Below are 16,428 nucleotides of genomic sequence, written 5' to 3'. Positions count from 1 at the left end.
GCCGGCTCAGCCCCAGTCGCGCCCCGAGCGCCCGCGCTTGGTGTCGGCGCGCTGCTTCTTCTCCCGCAGCCGGCGCTCATTGATGCCCCGGGGTATCCGGGTGGGCCTGCGCGGCTTGGGCGGGGGCGCGGTGGCCTCCGCGAGAAGGGCCGCGAGGCGTACGGCGGCGCTCTCGCGGTTGCGCCACTGGGAACGGTGCTCGGACGCGCGCACGGTCACCACGCCGTCGACGAGACGGGTGGCCAGCCGCTCCAGGGCCCGCTCCTTCCACACCGGCGGCAGCGCCTCGGTGGCCGCGAGGTCGAAGCGCAGCTCCACCTGGGAGTCGCTGGTGTTCACATGCTGTCCGCCCGGGCCGGACGACCTGGAGAAACGCCACATCAGCTCGGCCTCGGGGAGCGAGACGGAGCCACGGATGAGGTGAGGACCGGACATGCCCTCCATGTTCCCGGCCCGGGCCGGTCCGCGTCACCTGGATTTCCGGATCCGTGGAGAAGTACGGGTAAAAAAGGTAAAGGAGTGCGGAACCATGGGCGCCCCCCTCGACGTTCTCCGGGTGACGGTAGCTTCGTCGGCACGTACAGGGATATCTAGGAAGGGACTCCCAACATGGCTGTAAGCCTGTCCAAGGGTGGCAACGTCTCGCTCTCCAAGGAGGCTCCGGGCCTGACGGCCGTCACCGTGGGCCTCGGCTGGGACGTCCGCACCACCACGGGCACGGACTTCGACCTGGACGCCTCCGCCATCGCGGTCAACACGCAGGGCAAGGTCTACTCGGACGCCCACTTCGTCTTCTTCAACAACAAGCAGACCCCGGACAGCACCATCGTGCACACCGGTGACAACCGCACGGGCGAGGGCGAGGGCGACGACGAGGCGATCAACGTCAACCTGGCCGGTCTCCCGGCCGACATCGACAAGATCGTCTTCCCGGTCTCCATCTACGACGCGGAGAACCGCGGCCAGAACTTCGGCCAGGTGCGCAACGCGTACATCCGCATCGTCAACCAGGCCGGCGGCGCGGAGATCGCCCGCTACGACCTGTCCGAGGACGCCGCCACCGAGACCGCCATGGTCTTCGGCGAGCTGTACCGCAACGGCGCGGAGTGGAAGTTCCGCGCGGTGGGCCAGGGTTACGCCTCCGGCCTGGTCGGCATCGCCCAGGACTTCGGTGTGAACGTCTGACGGACCGCCGTGTCCGCCCTTCCCCGGCCGAGGGTCCGGGGAGGGGTGGGCATCCCGGCGCGCGCCCCGGTCACGGATGCGCCGGTTTGCCCTCGCCGTACAGCCAGTCCTTCCAGATCTCCCCGAAGTCCTGGTCCGGGAAGCGGTGTTCGACGTACGCCGTGAAGTCACCGGTGCTCGCGTTGCCGTACCGGTGCGCGGCCGGCCAGGCGCGCAGGAGGGCGAAGAAGGCCTTGTCGCCGACCTTCTGCCGGATCTTGTGGAGCACCATCGCGCCGCGCTCGTAGACCGGTGACGCGGAGATGTGCGCCGCGCCGGAGGGCGTCGCGGGCGGGAACGCCCACAGCGCGCTGTCGTGCTCGTCGTAGTAGTACCGGAAGGTCTCCTCTGCCGAGTCACCACCGTGGTCCTCGTCCCACAGCCACTGCGCGTACGTGGCGAACCCCTCGTTGAGCCACATGTCCCGCCAGGACTTGGGGGTGACGCAGTCGCCGTACCACTGGTGGGCGAGTTCATGGACGAGGGTGCCCAGCTCGGGTGCGCCGGGGAAGACCGGCCGGTTCTGCGTCTCCAGCGCGTATCCCGCGTCGTCCGGCCGGTCGATGATGGCGCCGACGGAGGAGAAGGGGTACGGCCCGAACGTGTCCTCCTCCCACTTGACGATCTCGGGCAGCTTCGCGAGGACCGCCGCGCTGGCCTCGGCCTGTGTGCGGTCGACCGCGGTGAGCACGGGCAGCCCGCCGGGCCCCTTGGACCGGGTGATGTCGAAGTGGCCGATCGCGACGGTCGCGAGGTAGCTGGCCATGGGCTGGGCGGTGCGCCAGTGGTAGGCCGTACGGCCCGCCCGGCTTGACTGGTCCGCCAACTCGCCGTTGGACACCGCCTGGAGGCCCTGCGGCACGGTGACGGTGATGTCGTACGTGGCCTTGTCGGAGGGATGGTCGTTGCCGGGGAACCACGCCATGGACCCGACCGGCTCGCCGAGCCCGAGCGCGCCGTCGGCCGTGGGCAGCCAGCCCTCCGCGGAGCCGTCGGGGTCGGTGAGGGTGCCGGGGACCCCGGAGTAGCGGACGGTCGTACGGAAGGTGCCGCCCTTGCGCAGATCGTCGTGCGGCCGGACGGTGAGCTCCTGCCCGGCCCGGTTGTAGCGGGCGTCCCGGCCGTCCACGCCGACCGAGTCCACATGCAGCCCGGCGAGATCCAGGTCGAACGCGGACAGGTCCTTGGTGGCGCGCGCCGTGATGACCGCCGTACCGGTGAGGCGGTGGGTGGCCGGGGTGTAGTCCAGGGTGAGGGCGTAGTGGTCGACGTCGTACCCGCCGTTGCCCGCCTTCGGGAAATACGGGTCCCGCACCCCAGGACCCCCCGGTGTGCCGCGCACCCCGCCCGCGCATCCGGTACCGGCGAGAACGAGCGCCAACGCGACCGCGGCGGCCGGTACCAGGCGTACGGATCTGGACATGTCAGCGATCTTAGGCGGAAGCGGATCACCGGCGGGAGACGTCTCCGGGGGTGGTTTGATCACCCCTCCACAAGCTCTCCGCCTGCGGAAACGGCGCCCGGACACAGCGGGCTCACAGAAAGGGCGGAGCCCGGGGACCGGCACCGCCCCCGGCGTCCCCGGCCCGCCGTGACACCATCGAGCCGTGCTCGATATCGGCTACGCCCTCTCCAACCGGTTTCCGGATCCCCCGCAGACCGACTACCGCCGCGCGGACGTGCGCGCGCTGCGGCACGATCTGTTCTGCGGGGACGTGTACCTCGCGGACACCAAGTCGGACCGAGAACTGTCCACTGCCTGGGGATGGGTGCCGGTGCTGGACTTCGCGTGGGCGCTGTGCGACATCGTGGAGCGGCTGGACCGGGATCCGATGGGCTCCCGCGCCGCCCGGCCGCAGCGGGCGGAGCTGGACTTCACCGAGTCCAGTGACCGGCTGCTGTTCGAGCGCCGCTTCGGCTGGGTCGACATCATGGCCGACTGGCAGCCGCTGGACGAGGCCCCGCTCTCCTTCGCGCACACCGAACTGCGCCGCGAGGCACGGGACTTCCTCCAGGACCTGGTCGCCGACCTCGTCGACCTGCATGAGGACCTGGGAGAGAACCCGGCGATCTGGACCCTCCAGGCCCGCTTCCCGCGCGTCGCGTAACGGGATCGCTCACTCCACGCGTATCCCGAGCGCCGCCGCCAGCACCGGGGCCAGGTCGAGCAGCTGGCCCGTGCCGATCACCGCGCCGGAGAGCCGGTCGAGGCCCCGGGCGATCTCCAGCGGGGCGGCGCCGCGCAGATCGACGTCCTTCAGCGTGGCCCCGGTGAAGTCGGCCCCCTTCAGCGCGCAGTCCACGAACTCCACCCGCTCCAGGCGCGCGCCGCCGAAGTCCGGTTCGACCAGGACGCAGGACTCGAAGACCACGTCCCGCAGCCGGGCCATGCGCAGATTCAGATAGTCGATCTTGCCGCCGCGCACCACGACCCGCTCCAGCACCGCGCCGTGCAACTGGGTGCCGCCGAGGCGCGGATCGGTCAGTTCGACATCGCGCAGGGTGGCCTCGGACAGATCCGTGCCGACCCCGCGGAAACCCGTGAGCGCGGTGTCCAGCACCCGGGCGTGCCGCAGCTTCGTCCCGTCGACGGCGCAGCCGCGCAGCGCGCAGTCCATGAACCGGGCGCCCGCCGCGTCCTGGCCCGTGAGGTCCGCGTCCGCGAACTCAAGGCCGTCGTAGTCCCCATCGGGCTCCAGTCCGTCGCCGGCCCATGGCTCCAGCGGCGGCAGTCGCAGCTCCGGCCGTCGTGCGCCCTGTCCCACCCGGCTCCCGCCGGTCGTTCCGCTCACCATGGGTCCATGCTGCACCCCACCACTGACAATCGCCGCCACCCGCCCCCCACCCGCGCCGACACTCCTTGACGTCAGGCGCGCTCCAGGTCGCAGGATCGCGGCACCCTCGGAAAGGTCGTCCTGGAACCCTGAGAAAACCCTGAGAATCAGGGCGAAGTCACCCAGATGCGGCACCTCCCGATCCATGGTGTTCTGGCCAGATGAGCATCGGCCGAACGGGTGAGTCCCGGGCCGCCGCGGAGGGTACGGATCCGCACCGCTGGTGGGGGCTGGTCGTCATCGCCCTGGCCCAGCTGATGGTGGTCCTGGACGCCACGATCGTGAACATCGCGCTCCCCTCCGCGCAGCGCGCCCTGCACATGTCCGACGGCAACCGGCAATGGGTGATCACGGCGTACACCGTTGCCTTCGGCGGGCTGCTCCTGCTGGGCGGCCGGATCGCCGATCTCGTGGGGCGAAAACGCACCTTCGTGATCGGTCTGGTCGGCTTCGCGCTCGCCTCGGCGCTCGGCGGGGCCGCGACCGGCTCCGGGATGCTCTACGGCGCCCGCGCGCTGCAAGGGGTCTTCGCCGCCTTGCTCGCGCCCTCCGCGCTGTCCCTGCTGACCACGATGTTCACCGACCCCCGTGAGCGCGGCAAGGCGTTCGGGATCTACAGCGCGCTGGCGGGCAGCGGTTCGGCGATCGGGCTGATCGTCGGCGGGGTGCTCACCGAATACCTGACCTGGCGCTGGTGCCTGTACGTCAATGTGCCCATCGCGGCGCTCGCGGTCTTCGGCGCGTTCACGCTGCTGCACGACCGTCCCGGGCACCGGGACGTCCGGCTCGATGTGCCCGGTGTGCTGCTGGGCTGCGGGGGCCTGGTCGCGATCGTCTACGGCTTCGGCGAGGCCCAGCCGCGCGGCTGGTCGGACCCCTTGGTGCTCGCGCTGCTGGCGGCCGGAGTGCTGCTGCTCGTGGCGTTCGTGTGGTGGCAGGCGCGGGCGCCGAGCCCGCTGCTGCCGCTGCGCATCCTGCGCAGCCGGGACCGGGCGGGCTGCCTGCTGACGATGACGTTCGCGGTGATCGGCATGTTCGGGCTGTTCCTGTTCATGACCTACTACCTCCAGGTCGTCCTCGGCTACTCGCCGGTCCGCACGGGCCTGGCGTTCCTGCCGATGACCGCCGCGATCGTCGCCGGGACCACCCAGATCTCGGCGCGGCTGCTGCCCCGTGTGCCGCCGCGGCGGCTGCTGGTGCCGGGGATGCTGCTGGCGACCGGCGGACTGCTGCTGCTCACCCGGCTGACCCCGCACTCCTCCTACGCCGGGGAGATCCTGCCCTCCCTGGTGCTGCTGGGGCTCGGCCTGGGGCTGACCTTCATGCCGGTGTTCGCCACGGCGACGGCGGGGGTCGCGCCGCGGGACGCCGGAGTCACCTCCGCGACCGTCAACACGGCCCAGCAGGTCGGCGGTTCGATCGGTACGGCGCTGCTGAACACGATCGCCACCACCAGCGCGGCGGCCTATGTCGCCGCCCGCCCGCACCGGCCCGGCGCGGTCCCGGACGGCGTCGTGCACGGCTACACCGTGGCCATCGCCTGGGCCGGCGTGATCATGATCATCGCCGCCCTGACCGCGGGCCTGATGGTGACCGCGCCGGCCCCGAAGCACGGCGCGCCGGCCGGCAGCGCGGTGCGGGAGCAGGTGGGCTGAGACAGGGACGCGCCCCGCCGACGACGGCCGAGGCCTCGTCGAGGGGGCGCGCCCCGTTCCGCATCCGTCAGTCGAGCGGGACGTCGAAGTTCTTCGCGGTGATGTTCGTGCCGTCGGAGGCCTTGGCCGCCAGGCGCTTGTAGCGCAGGACGAGCTTGTCCGCGTCCTTGGTGGGCGTGAAGACGACCCAGCCGGTCGAGGTCTTGCCGGTCTCGGCGTCCTTCAGCGGCGGGTAGCCGGCGGCCTTGATCTCGTCGTCCAGGATGGTGGTGCTCGCCTGGTCGATGCCGTTGGGCATACCGGTGAGGTAGAAGGACGTGGCGCCGAAGCTGTCGTAGTACTTCGAGCTCGCGGTGACCGTGACGTCGACCAGGACGACCTTCTCGTCCGCCAGCGCCGAGAACTTGGCCTTCGACGCCGCCGACGGCTGGAAGTCCTTGATGTACTTGATGACGGTGGCCTTCTCGCCCATCACGTCGTCGTTGATCGTCTTGTTCACCGGCACGGCGGTACCGGTGGCCGCGCCCCCGTTCCCTGCGGCCGACTGCGAGGGCGACGCCGCCGGAGAGGAGCTGTCGGTGGCGGCGGACGCGGTCGGCGTGGGCGAGGACGCGGAGCCGGCGCCCGAGCCGGAATCGTCGTTGCACCCGGTGAGCAGCAGGGCGCACGCGGCCATCGCGGCGACGGCAGGAACGCTGATGGCGACCCGTATACGCATGAAAAGAGAACCTCTCCCCGTAGAAGAAACGCGGGCCCACCGCACGGTTGCCGTGGCAAAGCGGACCCGATCATTCATCTGGCTCTTGTTTGCAGCGGGGATCATACTTGCCGCCCCAGGTCGCGTTTTTGTCATGGTCCCGTTCCGCTTTCGTCAGAGGACCAACGCCCGGCGCCTCAACGGCGTCCCGCCACCCGGTCCGCCGCCCTGGCCAGCCGCGAGGACTCCGTCGCCGGGTGGAGGCGTTCGCGGTGGTCGGCCGTGTGGTAGGTGGCGTACATGCCGTGGACGCCGAGCCAGCGGAAGGGCTCGGGCTCCCACTTGCGCACCTTGTGGCCGACCCAGGGCAGTTCGGTCAGCTCGGTGCGGCCCGCCTGTCCGGAGTCCTGCTGCACGAGGTCGCGCAGGGTGCGGGCGGCCAGGTTGGTGGTGGCGACGCCGGAGCCGACGTAACCGCCGGCCCAGCCGAGCCCGGTGGCGCGGTCGAGGGTGACGGTGGCGCACCAGTCGCGCGGCACCCCGAGGACGCCGGACCAGGCGTGGGTGACGGCGACCCCGGCCAGGGACGGGAAGAAGCGCACCAGGATGTCCCGCAGCGCCTCGACGGTCGCCCGCTGGGTGCGGCCGTCGTTGTCCGTGCGGGAGCCGAAGCGGTACGGCACCCCGCGCCCGCCCAGCGCGATCCGGCCGTCGGCGGTGCGCTGCGCGTACATATAGGCGTGCGCCATGTCGCCCAGCGTCTCCCGGCCCGCCCAGCCGATCGCCGCCCACTGCGCCTCGGTCAGCGGCTCGGTGGCGATCATCGAGGAGTTCATCGGCAGCCAGGTCCGCTTCTGGCCCTTGAGGGAGGCGGTGAAGCCCTCGGTGCAGCGCAGCACGTAGGGGGCGCGGACGGTGCCGTAGGGGGTGACGGCGTGCTTGGGGCGGATCTCGGTCACCGGGGTCATCTCATGGATCACCACGCCCAGTGCCTCGACCGTCGCCGCCAGGCCCTTCACCAGCTTCACCGGGTTCAGCCGGGCGCCGTGCGGGGTCCAGGCCGAGCCGACGGCGTCCGCGACCCGGATCCGCTCGGCCGTCTCCCGGGCGCCGTACAGCTCCCGGTCCTTCTCGCCGTACGACAGCTCGTGCTCGTGGAACGCCCGCAGCCGGGCCAGCTGCGCGGGGGTCGTGGCCACCTCCAGGACGCCGCCCTTGTGCAGATCGGCGTCGATGCCCTCCGCACCGGCGACCGCGATCACCTCGTCCACGGTGTCGTTCATCGCCTGCTGGAGGCGTACCGCGGCCTCCCGGCCGTACAGCTTCGCGTAGCGGTCGCGGCCCGCGATGCCGTTGTACAGCCAGCCGCCGTTGCGGCCGGAGGCGCCGTATCCGCAGAACTTCTGCTCCAGGACGGTGATCCGCAGGAAGGGCGCGGCCTTCTTCAGGTAGTACGCGGTCCACAGGCCGGTGTACCCGCCGCCGACGATCACCACGTCCGCCGTGGCGTCCCCGGGCAGCGGTTCCCGTACCGCCGGGAGGCCGTCGTCCACGTACCAGAAGGAGATGCCACCGTTCACGACACTGCTCGCCGAGCTGCTCATGGCCGGGAACCTAACCCCTGAGCGCGGTCAGTGTCTCCTTCGGATTCCATGCTTTTCCGCGGCCTCTGGTCAGCGGATAGCAGGCCAGACCGATCAGCAGCGCGAGGAAATGTCCGATGTCGGTGAAGGTGGGCGCCTCGGTCAGGGGCAGCGCGAAGACGAGGGCGGCGACGGCGAGGTAGGCGTAGCGCCAGGGGGCCGCGATGCGGTAGGTGAGGACGCCGACGACCCCGGCCAGGGCGTAACTGACGCCGATGTCCAGGGTGTTGGCCGCCGAGTGCGGCGCGATGCCGTCCCGGATCGCCTTCAGCAGCAGGCCCTCGCTGACCAGGGACGCGAGCACATGGGCCGCCACGCACACCAGCAGCCAGCGGGCGGTGCCGAGCCAGCGCTCGGCCGGGGCGTGGAAGACGGTGTACAGGAACGCGTACGGCAGCCAGCGCCCGCCGTCGATCCACATCGCGCTGGTGACCAGCACCCGCAGCGGGGTGCGGGACAGCTCATGGATGTTGGTGGACCTGCGGCGCAGGAAGTGCTGCTCGAACCCGGGCGACATGTGGTGCACCGCGACGGTGGTGACGAACAGGACCGCCAGCCAGACGTAGGTGCCCGGGGCGCTGCGGACGTAGCCCGCGACCGCCCCGAGTCCACGGCGGAGGGGGTTGACCCGGGTCACGTCGCCAGTATGCGGCCCCGAGCGCGGACACGCCGCCGATTGGCCTATCCACACATCTACGGATTATTCGGTCATAACGTACCCGGTATGAAGAGATGTCACATGGCTTATGCCGCGAGTGCCGTCGCGGCACTCGTCGGTTCGGGAATCGGTCTGGGCGCCTCCCCCGCGGCCGCCCTCCATCAGACCCTCGTGGTCCACCAGGGTGAATCGATCCAGAAGGCCGTGAACAGCGCGCGGCCCGGCGACACCGTGCTCGTGCTCCCCGGCGTCTACAAGGAGAGCGTCACCATCGGCACGCCCCGCGTCACCCTGCGCGGGACCGGCGCGAACACGGTGATCGAGCCCGCCGCCAAGTCGACGGGTGCGGCCCCCGGCAAGAACACCAAGGCCACCAAGAGCTGCGCCGAGGGCGGCAACGGCATCTGTGTGATCGGCACCAAGACGACGAACGTCGAGGGCGTCACCGTCGCCGATCTGAAGGTGACCGGCTTCAGCCGCGCCGGGGTGTTCGGCATGGCGACCGACACCATGACCGTACGGGGTGTCCAGGCCGTGAAGAACGCCGTGTGGGGCATCGCCCAGGAGCGTTCCGTGCACGGGCACATCATGGACAACTACGCGCAGGGCAACGGCGACGCGGGCGTCTTCCTCGCCAACACCATCACCGAGGAGGCCGGCGCCCTCGACACCCGGCGGACGGTGATCGACCACAACCGGCTGGAGGGCAACCGCATCGGTGTCACCGTGCGGCGGCTGCGCAACCTCTCGGTGGCCGAGAACTACATCGCGGGCAACTGCGCCGGTGTGTTCGTCGTCGGCGACGAGAACAAGCCCAAGGCCGGCGACCTGGAGGTCGCCTTCAACGACGTCACCGAGAACAACAAGTCCTGCCCCAAGACCGACCGGCTGCCCGCCATCCAGGGCTCCGGCATCGTGCTGACCGGCGTGGAGAAGACCGTGGTGGACGGCAACCGGGTCACCGACAACTCGGGCGACTCCCCGCTGTCCGGCGGCATCGTGCTGTTCAAGAGCTTCGTGGGCGTCACCAACGACAAGAACCGCGTCAGTGGCAACGCGCTGGCCGGCAACGGACCCGCGGACCTGGTCGACACCGAGACCAAGGGCATCGGCAACACCTTCGACCACAACGCCTGCCGGGCCTCCAAGCCCGCCGGCCTGTGCTGACCCGCCCGGCCACCGATCCGCCCGACCACCACCCGCTGGACCGACGCACGCCGAGAACGAAGGAAGGCGGCAGATGACCACCGCTGAGACGGCACCGCCGAACCGGGCCACCGCCCAGGCCCCGACCGCCCCGCCCCCGCCGATGCGGCTGCGCGAACTCGTCTTCGGGGCGGCCCTGTCCGCCGCCGTACGGGCCGCCGCCCGCCTCGGTGTGCCGGACGCCCTCGGGGACACCCCGCAGAGCGCCGAGGCCCTCGCGGCCAAGGTGGCCACCGAACCCAAGCCGCTGTGCCGCATGCTGCGGGCCCTGGCCTGCTACGGCGTCTTCACCGAGCGGCCCGACGGCACCTTCGCGCACACCGACATGTCCCGGCTGCTGCGCGAGGACGACCCGAACAGCCTGCGCGCCATCGCGCTGTGGTGCACCGAGCCCTGGACCTGGGCCGCCTGGCCCAAGCTGGACGAGGCGGTGCGCAGCGGCCGCAACGTGGTGGAGGGCCTGTTCGGCAAGGAGTTCTTCACCTATCTGAACGAGGACGCGCCCGAGTCGGCGGACGTCTTCAACCAGGCGATGACCCGCTCCAGCGAGCAGTCGGCGCGGGAGGTCGCGGCCCTGCTCGACCTGTCGGGGTCCGCGTCCGTCGCCGACCTCGGCGGCGGCCAGGGCCATGTGGTGGCCTGCCTGCTGGACAAGTACCCGCAGATGCACGGCAGTCTGCTGGACCTGCCCCGGGTGGTGGAGAACGCGCTGCCGAGGCTGCGCGAGGGCGGCGACCTGGCCGGCCGCGCGCAGATCGTGCCGGGCGACGTCCGCGAGGCGATCCCGGTCAAGGCCGACGTCTACATCATCAAGAACATCCTGGAGTGGGACGACGAGAGCACGGCCCGGCTGCTGCACAACGTCGTCCAGGCGGGCGGGCCCGGCACCCGGGTGATCGTCATCGAGAACCTGGTCGACGACACCCCGTCGATGCGCTTCAGCACCGCGATGGACCTGCTGCTGCTCCTCAACGTCGGCGGCGCCAAGCACACCACCGACAGCATGGTGAGCCGGCTCACCGCGGCGGGGCTCACCGTGGACACCGTCCGGCCGGTGAACCCGTACCTGCACGCGTTCGAGTGCCGGGTGGGCGCCTGACCGGCGAGGCCGTACCGGAACGCCGGTCGCCGGGCCCGCTGCACCACGGGCCCGGCGACCGGCTTTCCTGTGCCGCGAACGGGCGTATCAGGAGCGCTCCCAGAGGTAGAAGCGACGCGCCATCGCGTCCTTGGGGGAGCGCCAGGTCTCCGGGTCGTACGCGCTGACGTATGCCGTCAGCCGTTCGCTGACGTCCCGGAACTCGGGGTGTTCGGTGACCTTGGCGATGGCCGGGCCCGGTTCGCGCTCGGACTCGATGAGGTGCATGTACACATCGCCGAACTGGAAGAGGCTGCGCCGGGTGACGCCCACGAGGTGGGGCAGCTCCCCCCGGTCGGACTCCTCGAAGATCTTCGCGATGTCGGGGGCCGAGCCCGGGGCCATCCGGGCGACGATCAGGGCCTGGTGCACGGTGGTGCCTCCCTTCCGGTGCGGTGGCGCTCAGTCGGCGAGCGCCGGCGCGGGCCGGTGTCCGGCGGCGGCCTTCTCGATCTTGTCGCGGATCAGGGCCATCTGGACCTTGGAGTTCTTGTTGATGTTGTCGGTCATCCAGTCGTCGTCGACCGGGGCCTCCGGCTTCATCGCGAAGTCCTGCGTCCACACCATGCGGGTGCCGGCCGGGACCTCCTCGTAGGCCCAGTGGATGTCCATGTGGGCGAACGGACCGGTCTCCACCCGGCGCGCCTTGACGGTGCGGGTGGCGCGGTCGGGCTCGCGCTCGGAGACCCAGCTCCAGACGGTGCCGTTCTCGTCCGGGTGCATGGTGAGCCGGAAGGTGGTCTTCTCGCCCTCACGCTTGAGCACCTCGACGGCCGCGTACTCGCTGAAGAGCTGGGGCCAGCGCTCCAGGTCGTTGGTCATGTCCCAGACCAGGTCGAGCGGGGCCGCGACGGTGATCTCGTTCTGGGTGTGTCCTGCCATGTCAGGCTCCTGCCATCAGCGTGTTGTTGACGAGGTTGAGGAACTGCTGAGGGGTCTTGCAGCGCTCGGCGTCCACCGGCATCGGGGTGCCGTGCTCGTTCTCCAGCTCGCCGACGATGCCGAGCAGGCCGAGCGAGTCGACGCCGAGGTCGTCGAAGCCGGTGTCCGGCTTGTCGTTGAGCTGCTGGGGGCTGACGGTGACCCCGGCCGCCTTCTTCATGAGGGCTGCGAGTTCTTCGACGGTGATCTTGGACATTGCTCTCCTCCTTTGCTGTTCACCGCGCGCTGGGGTGCCGCAGCACCAGCGCCGAGTTCGACCCCATGAGGCCCCGGCTGAGGACCAGCGCGGTGCGCGGTTCGGCGACCCGGGCGCGGCCGGTGACGAGGTCGAGGTCGTGGCAGATGTCGTGGACGTTGGGGGTCGGCGGGATCAGTCCGTGCTCCATCGCGAGCACGGCCGCCGCGCTGTCCAGCACGGGGGCCGCGCAGTAGCCGCGGCCCGTGCCGGTCTTGGGCGCGGTGACCGGCACCCGGGTGCCGTGGGCACCGAGGGCGTCGGCGATGGCCAGCGCCTCGGCCCGGTCGGCCGCCGGCACCCCGAGGGCGTCGGCGAAGACGACGTCGACCTCCTCGGGCGCGCACGCGGCCTCGGCCAGCGCCTGCCGGATGGCCTGGGCGAGACCCGCGCGGGACTCCGCCCAGCGGGAGGCGCCGGTGAAGGTCGCCGCGTGCCCGGCGACGTAGGCCCGGATGTCGGCGCCGCGCGCCCGGGCGGCGTCGGCGGCCTCCACCACGAGCATCGCGCCGCCCTCGGCGGGCACGAACCCGCACGCGTCCTTCGTGAACGGCCGGTAGGCGCGACCCGGTTCGCTCTCGCGGCTCAGCTCCTCGTAGCCGAGCTGGCAGACCACCGAGTACGGCGCGAGCGGCGCCTCGGTGGAGCCGGCCACGATCGCGTCGGTGCCGCGCCGCACCGCGCGGGCCGCGTGCGCGAGGGCGTCCAGACCGCCGGCCTCGTCGGAGGCGACGACCGAGCAGGGGCCCTTGAAGCCGCGGCGGATGGAGACCTGGCCGGTGCTCGCGGCGTAGAACCAGGCGATGGACTGGTACGGCCCCACGAACCGGCTGCCCTTGCCCCACAGCCGCTGGAGCTCGCGCTGGCCGAACTCGCCGCCGCCGGAGCCCGCGGCGGTGACCACGCCGATGGAGTACGGCGACTGGTCGGTGTCGGCCTGGCCGAGCCGGGCGTCGGTGAGCGCGAAGTCGGCCGCGGCCATGGCGTAGTGGGTGAAGCGGTCGGTCTGGACGAGGAACCGCTCCTCGATGGTGTCCGCCGCGTCGAAGGCGCGGACCTCGCCGGCCACCTTCAGCGGCAGGCGCTCACACCCCTCGCGGGTCACCCGGTCCAGGACGCTGAGTCCCTCGTGGGTGGCCTTCCAGAAGGTGTCGGTGCTGATGCCGTTGGGCGCGACCACGCCGATGCCGGTGACGGCCGCGCGCCGGTCCTGGGGTTCGCTCATCTCGTCCTCACTCCCTCGGCCGGGTCAGGATCACCGCGGACTGGAAGCCGCCGAACCCGCTGCCCACGGAGAGCACGCTGGTCAGCTTCCGCTCGCGGGCGGTACGCGGCACGTAGTCGAGGTCGCACTCGGGGTCGGGGGTCTCGTAGTTCGCGGTCGGCGGTACGGCCTGCTCGGCCAGGGCCAGCACGCAGGCGACCAGTTCGATGGCGCCGATCGCCCCGAGGGAGTGGCCCACCATGGATTTGATGGAGCTCATCGGGGTGTCGTAGGCGTGCTGCCCGAGCGCCCGCTTGACGGCCGCCGTCTCATGGCGGTCGTTCTGCCGGGTGCCGGAGCCGTGCGCGTTGACGTAGTCGATCGCCGTGGGGTCGAGCCGGGCCTGGTCGAGGGCGGTCGAGATGGCCCGCGCCATCTCCAGGCCCTCCTTGGTCAGACCGGTCATGTGGTAGGCGTTGCCGAAGGTCGCGTAGCCGCCGAACTCGCAGTAGACGTGCGCGCCGCGGGCCCGTGCGTGCTCCAGCTCCTCCAGGACGAGCACCGCGCCGCCCTCGCCCATGACGAAGCCGTCACGGTTGTTGTCGAAGGGCTTGGAGGCGTGCGCGGGGTCGTCGTTGTTCGGCGACGTGGCCTTGATCGCGTCGAAGCACGCCATGGTGATGGGGGATATGGGCGAGTCCGACGCACCGGCTATGCAGATGTCGGCCCGGCCCTCCTGGACGGTGTGGAAGGCGTATCCGACGGCGTCCAGGCCCGAGGTGCAGCCGGTGGAGACGGTCTGCACCGGACCCTGGGCGCCGAATCGTTCCGCCACGGCGGAGGCAGCGGTGCTCGGGGAGAACGCCCGGTGCAGCTGGGGCCGCGCCCGCTCGTGGTCCACGTCCCAGCGCTCGCCGCCATGGCTGACCAGCACGTAGTCGTTCTCCAGACGGGTGGTGCCGCCGACCGCGGTGCCCACCGACACCGCGATCCGCCAGGGGTCCTCCCGCGCCAGGTCGAGCCCGGAGTCGCGGACCGCCTCGTCGCCCGCGACCAGCGCGAACTGGATGTAGCGGTCCGCCCGTTCCACCTGCTCGGCGTCCAGGCCGTGCGCCGCCGGGTCGAAGTCGCACTCGGCGGCGATCCGCGAGCGCAGCTGGGAGGGGTCGAAGAAGGTGATGCCCCGCGTCGCGGTCCGGCCGTGCGCGAGCAGATCCCAGAACGCGGGGGCGCCGATGCCGCCCGGGGCGACGATGCCTATGCCGGTGACCGCCACGCGCCGGGTCATGACCTGACCCCTCCGCCGTCGGCGCCCGCCCCGGCCGGCTCGGTCAGCACCGCGGCCGCGCCGATCACCGACGTCTCCTCGGTGTCGACGTGCCCGAGCTGCGGACGGGGCGCCAGCGGGCCGAGGTGGAAGACCATCCGGGCCTCCACCTTGCCGACGTTGCGGAACCGGTGGCGCATGTCGATGGGGATCATCAGGCCCTGCTCCGGGCGCAGTACGTGCGGCTCGCCGTCCAGGTCGACCTCCAGCTCACCGCAGACGACGTAGACGAACTCCTCGGAGTAGGGGTGGTAGTGCTCACCGATGCGGTCGCCGGGCTGCACGATGGCCACACCCATGAAGCCGCTGGTGGAACCGACCGTGGCCGGGGTGAGCATGGCGCGCAGATCACCGCCGCGCCGGGTGTTGGGCTCGGTCTCGCTGAGATCCACGATTCTCGGACGGGGTTTGATCACGACGTTCCTCCGGTGGATGTGATCGGGCTTCTGGGTGTGGCTCCCGGGAGCGGACGGACCGCTCAGACCTCCGGCGAGCGGCGGTCGGTGACCAGCTCCATACGGGCGGTCTCGCCGGCCAGCAGCTCACGCAGCTCGGCGGCCTGCGCGGGGTCCCGGGGCAGCGGGTCCACGTCCGCGTCCTGGGCGGCGAGGTCCACCAGCCGCACCACGACGTCCTCGCGCTCGAAGACCGTGCTGCGCAGCACCTGGCTCGACGGGTCGTCGGCGGCCGCCGAGTCCGCCTTGGCGAGCAGCTCCGCGAGCTTCATCCCGCGGCCCGCCTTGGCCGGGTAGTACAGGGCCCGCCGGGTGCCCTCGGGCCGGTCGTCCGCCATCACGTGGTGCACGGCGGGCAGCGCCGCCCGGGTGAAGAACAGCCGGGCCGACTCCTGGTCGTTCAGGTCCCGGTCCTGCTCCAGATAAGGGTTGATGGCCTCCTCCACGGCCCGCACCTCGGGCGAGCGCGAGACATGGCGCAGGGCGGCCAGCAGATCGCCGCGCACCTCGATGGCACGCACCACCCGGTTGCCGTGCATGAACAGCGAGGTGCGCAGAAGCCGCGTGGAGTCGTCCACCCGCGGCTCGGGCGCCGCGTAGTCCCCGAGCAGCTTGGCCACCTTGTCCTCGGTGCCCGGCTTCACGGTGAAGGTCAGCGCGTGCCGGATCACTCCGTCACCGATGCGCACCTCCGTCTGGAGCCGGCCCCGGGCGGGCGCGTCGGTCTCGTAGGCGCGGCCCGTCTCGCGGACGATGTGGAAGCGCAGCGAGCGGGTGTTGCGCACGCAGGAGTGCAGCGGCTCCACCATCCGCACGTGCTCCTCGCTGTTCACCCAGGTGAGGAACGGCGGGGCGCTCTCCCACTCGCTGGTGATGAGCCATTGGGATGGATTCTCGATGGACTGGCAGAGTTGGTCGCTGACATGGCCGGGAACCGACGCAACCTGGTTGCAGAGCTGCTCGTACGCCTCCAGGAACTGCTGCTGCGCGCCGTCGAAGACGTCGACCAGCAGAACGACCCGGAGCCGCGAGCCGTCGAACACGGACTGGGAGACACGCTTCGACGCGTCGCGCGCCGGTGCTTCTGACAGACGTTCAGAGGTGGTGGTCATGGTGCGGACATCTCCTTGGCGGGGGATCTCGGGTGCGCCGGTCACCGCCGTGACGCGACGTCAGCGCTTCTTGATCCTGTGCCGCTGGCCGTAAGCCC

Annotated in this window: 18 protein-coding genes; 5 read left to right on the top strand and 13 right to left on the bottom strand. The window is 71.2% G+C overall.

The features are described 5' to 3' along the window. Positions 1-6 precede the first annotated feature (6 nt). The gene (gene arfB, locus HEP81_RS21015; RefSeq protein ID WP_037653513.1) at positions 7-435 is read right to left on the bottom strand and encodes an alternative ribosome rescue aminoacyl-tRNA hydrolase ArfB; all 429 of its coding nucleotides are present in this window, start codon (positions 433-435) and stop codon (positions 7-9) included. Between the two features lie 174 nt (positions 436-609). On the opposite strand from arfB, the gene HEP81_RS21010 reads away from it, so the two are divergent. After that, positions 610-1,185, top strand: coding sequence for a TerD family protein (locus HEP81_RS21010; RefSeq protein WP_037653375.1), 576 nt, complete (start codon positions 610-612; stop codon positions 1,183-1,185). A 70-nt stretch (positions 1,186-1,255) separates the two neighbouring features. Here the strand turns inward: HEP81_RS21010 and HEP81_RS21005 are convergent, their stop codons facing one another. Next, a complete protein-coding gene (locus HEP81_RS21005) occupies positions 1,256-2,647 on the bottom strand; it encodes a M1 family metallopeptidase (RefSeq protein WP_172636925.1) in 1,392 nt (463 codons plus the stop codon). Positions 2,648-2,831: 184 nt separating this feature from the next. On the opposite strand from HEP81_RS21005, the gene HEP81_RS21000 reads away from it, so the two are divergent. Then, the gene (locus HEP81_RS21000) at positions 2,832-3,332 is read left to right on the top strand and encodes a hypothetical protein (protein WP_037653377.1); all 501 of its coding nucleotides are present in this window, start codon (positions 2,832-2,834) and stop codon (positions 3,330-3,332) included. A 9-nt stretch (positions 3,333-3,341) separates the two neighbouring features. On the opposite strand, the gene HEP81_RS20995 is transcribed toward HEP81_RS21000, so the two are convergent. After that, entirely contained in the window at positions 3,342-4,019 is a 678-nt protein-coding gene (locus HEP81_RS20995) for a pentapeptide repeat-containing protein (RefSeq protein ID WP_051849997.1), read from the bottom strand. 200 nt (positions 4,020-4,219) lie between these two features. On the opposite strand from HEP81_RS20995, the gene HEP81_RS20990 reads away from it, so the two are divergent. Further along, a complete protein-coding gene (locus HEP81_RS20990) occupies positions 4,220-5,713 on the top strand; it encodes an MFS transporter (RefSeq protein ID WP_037653380.1) in 1,494 nt (497 codons plus the stop codon). Positions 5,714-5,780: 67 nt separating this feature from the next. On the opposite strand, the gene HEP81_RS20985 is transcribed toward HEP81_RS20990, so the two are convergent. From HEP81_RS20985 to HEP81_RS20975, 3 genes are all read right to left on the bottom strand, one after another. Further along, positions 5,781-6,431, bottom strand: coding sequence for a hypothetical protein (locus HEP81_RS20985; protein WP_051849998.1), 651 nt, complete (start codon positions 6,429-6,431; stop codon positions 5,781-5,783). Positions 6,432-6,607: 176 nt separating this feature from the next. Continuing rightward, a complete protein-coding gene (locus HEP81_RS20980; protein WP_190276017.1) occupies positions 6,608-8,014 on the bottom strand; it encodes an NAD(P)/FAD-dependent oxidoreductase in 1,407 nt (468 codons plus the stop codon). Positions 8,015-8,024: 10 nt separating this feature from the next. Continuing rightward, on the bottom strand, positions 8,025-8,690 hold the full coding sequence (locus tag HEP81_RS20975) for a rhomboid-like protein (protein ID WP_172624969.1): 666 nt from the start codon (positions 8,688-8,690) through the stop codon (positions 8,025-8,027). Positions 8,691-8,777: 87 nt separating this feature from the next. Between HEP81_RS20975 and HEP81_RS20970 the strand changes: the two genes are divergently transcribed. Together HEP81_RS20970 and HEP81_RS20965 are read left to right on the top strand one after the other, a co-directional pair. Beyond that, entirely contained in the window at positions 8,778-9,878 is a 1,101-nt protein-coding gene (locus HEP81_RS20970; protein WP_037653381.1) for a right-handed parallel beta-helix repeat-containing protein, read from the top strand. A gap of 73 nt (positions 9,879-9,951) precedes the next feature. Then, positions 9,952-11,016 carry a methyltransferase gene (locus tag HEP81_RS20965; RefSeq protein WP_051849999.1) on the top strand — a complete coding sequence of 355 codons (1,065 nt, stop codon included), beginning with the start codon at positions 9,952-9,954 and terminating at the stop codon, positions 11,014-11,016. A gap of 87 nt (positions 11,017-11,103) precedes the next feature. On the opposite strand, the gene HEP81_RS20960 is transcribed toward HEP81_RS20965, so the two are convergent. The 7 genes from HEP81_RS20960 to HEP81_RS20930 all read right to left on the bottom strand — a co-directional run bounded on the left by HEP81_RS20960 (position 11,104) and on the right by HEP81_RS20930 (position 16,330). Further along, the gene (locus HEP81_RS20960) at positions 11,104-11,427 is read right to left on the bottom strand and encodes a TcmI family type II polyketide cyclase (protein ID WP_037653382.1); all 324 of its coding nucleotides are present in this window, start codon (positions 11,425-11,427) and stop codon (positions 11,104-11,106) included. A gap of 30 nt (positions 11,428-11,457) precedes the next feature. Next, entirely contained in the window at positions 11,458-11,937 is a 480-nt protein-coding gene (locus tag HEP81_RS20955) for an SRPBCC family protein (RefSeq protein WP_037653384.1), read from the bottom strand. 1 nt (position 11,938) lies between these two features. Beyond that, on the bottom strand, positions 11,939-12,193 hold the full coding sequence (locus HEP81_RS20950; protein WP_037653385.1) for an acyl carrier protein: 255 nt from the start codon (positions 12,191-12,193) through the stop codon (positions 11,939-11,941). 19 nt (positions 12,194-12,212) lie between these two features. Beyond that, the gene (locus HEP81_RS20945; protein ID WP_037653386.1) at positions 12,213-13,457 is read right to left on the bottom strand and encodes a ketosynthase chain-length factor; all 1,245 of its coding nucleotides are present in this window, start codon (positions 13,455-13,457) and stop codon (positions 12,213-12,215) included. Between the two features lie 7 nt (positions 13,458-13,464). Then, a complete protein-coding gene (locus HEP81_RS20940; protein ID WP_037653387.1) occupies positions 13,465-14,724 on the bottom strand; it encodes a beta-ketoacyl-[acyl-carrier-protein] synthase family protein in 1,260 nt (419 codons plus the stop codon). Further along, a complete protein-coding gene (locus tag HEP81_RS20935; RefSeq protein ID WP_037653388.1) occupies positions 14,721-15,179 on the bottom strand; it encodes a cupin domain-containing protein in 459 nt (152 codons plus the stop codon). Before HEP81_RS20935 ends, HEP81_RS20940 begins: the two co-directional genes overlap by 4 nt. 62 nt (positions 15,180-15,241) lie before the next feature. Further along, a complete protein-coding gene (locus tag HEP81_RS20930; protein ID WP_037653389.1) occupies positions 15,242-16,330 on the bottom strand; it encodes a SchA/CurD-like domain-containing protein in 1,089 nt (362 codons plus the stop codon). Between the last annotated feature and the right edge of the window lie 98 nt (positions 16,331-16,428).

It is taken from the genome of Streptomyces griseofuscus, assembly GCF_014673495.1.
GTDB classification, from domain to species: Bacteria; Actinomycetota; Actinomycetes; order Streptomycetales; family Streptomycetaceae; genus Streptomyces; species Streptomyces murinus.
Note: the sequence above shows the minus strand (reverse complement) of the source record. Positions and strands in the feature narration are given on the sequence as shown.

Coding starts and splice junctions, on each gene's coding strand:
- arfB (WP_037653513.1), bottom strand. CDS start 435: ATGTCCGGTCCTCACCTCATCCGTGGCTCCGTCTCGCTCCCCGAGGCC.
- HEP81_RS21010 (WP_037653375.1), top strand. CDS start 610: ATGGCTGTAAGCCTGTCCAAGGGTGGCAACGTCTCGCTCTCCAAGGAG.
- HEP81_RS21005 (WP_172636925.1), bottom strand. CDS start 2,647: ATGTCCAGATCCGTACGCCTGGTACCGGCCGCCGCGGTCGCGTTGGCG.
- HEP81_RS20995 (WP_051849997.1), bottom strand. CDS start 4,019: ATGGTGAGCGGAACGACCGGCGGGAGCCGGGTGGGACAGGGCGCACGA.
- HEP81_RS20990 (WP_037653380.1), top strand. CDS start 4,220: ATGAGCATCGGCCGAACGGGTGAGTCCCGGGCCGCCGCGGAGGGTACG.
- HEP81_RS20985 (WP_051849998.1), bottom strand. CDS start 6,431: ATGCGTATACGGGTCGCCATCAGCGTTCCTGCCGTCGCCGCGATGGCC.
- HEP81_RS20980 (WP_190276017.1), bottom strand. CDS start 8,014: ATGAGCAGCTCGGCGAGCAGTGTCGTGAACGGTGGCATCTCCTTCTGG.
- HEP81_RS20970 (WP_037653381.1), top strand. CDS start 8,778: ATGAAGAGATGTCACATGGCTTATGCCGCGAGTGCCGTCGCGGCACTC.
- HEP81_RS20965 (WP_051849999.1), top strand. CDS start 9,952: ATGACCACCGCTGAGACGGCACCGCCGAACCGGGCCACCGCCCAGGCC.
- HEP81_RS20955 (WP_037653384.1), bottom strand. CDS start 11,937: ATGGCAGGACACACCCAGAACGAGATCACCGTCGCGGCCCCGCTCGAC.
- HEP81_RS20950 (WP_037653385.1), bottom strand. CDS start 12,193: ATGTCCAAGATCACCGTCGAAGAACTCGCAGCCCTCATGAAGAAGGCG.
- HEP81_RS20945 (WP_037653386.1), bottom strand. CDS start 13,457: ATGAGCGAACCCCAGGACCGGCGCGCGGCCGTCACCGGCATCGGCGTG.
- HEP81_RS20940 (WP_037653387.1), bottom strand. CDS start 14,724: ATGACCCGGCGCGTGGCGGTCACCGGCATAGGCATCGTCGCCCCGGGC.
- HEP81_RS20930 (WP_037653389.1), bottom strand. CDS start 16,330: ATGACCACCACCTCTGAACGTCTGTCAGAAGCACCGGCGCGCGACGCG.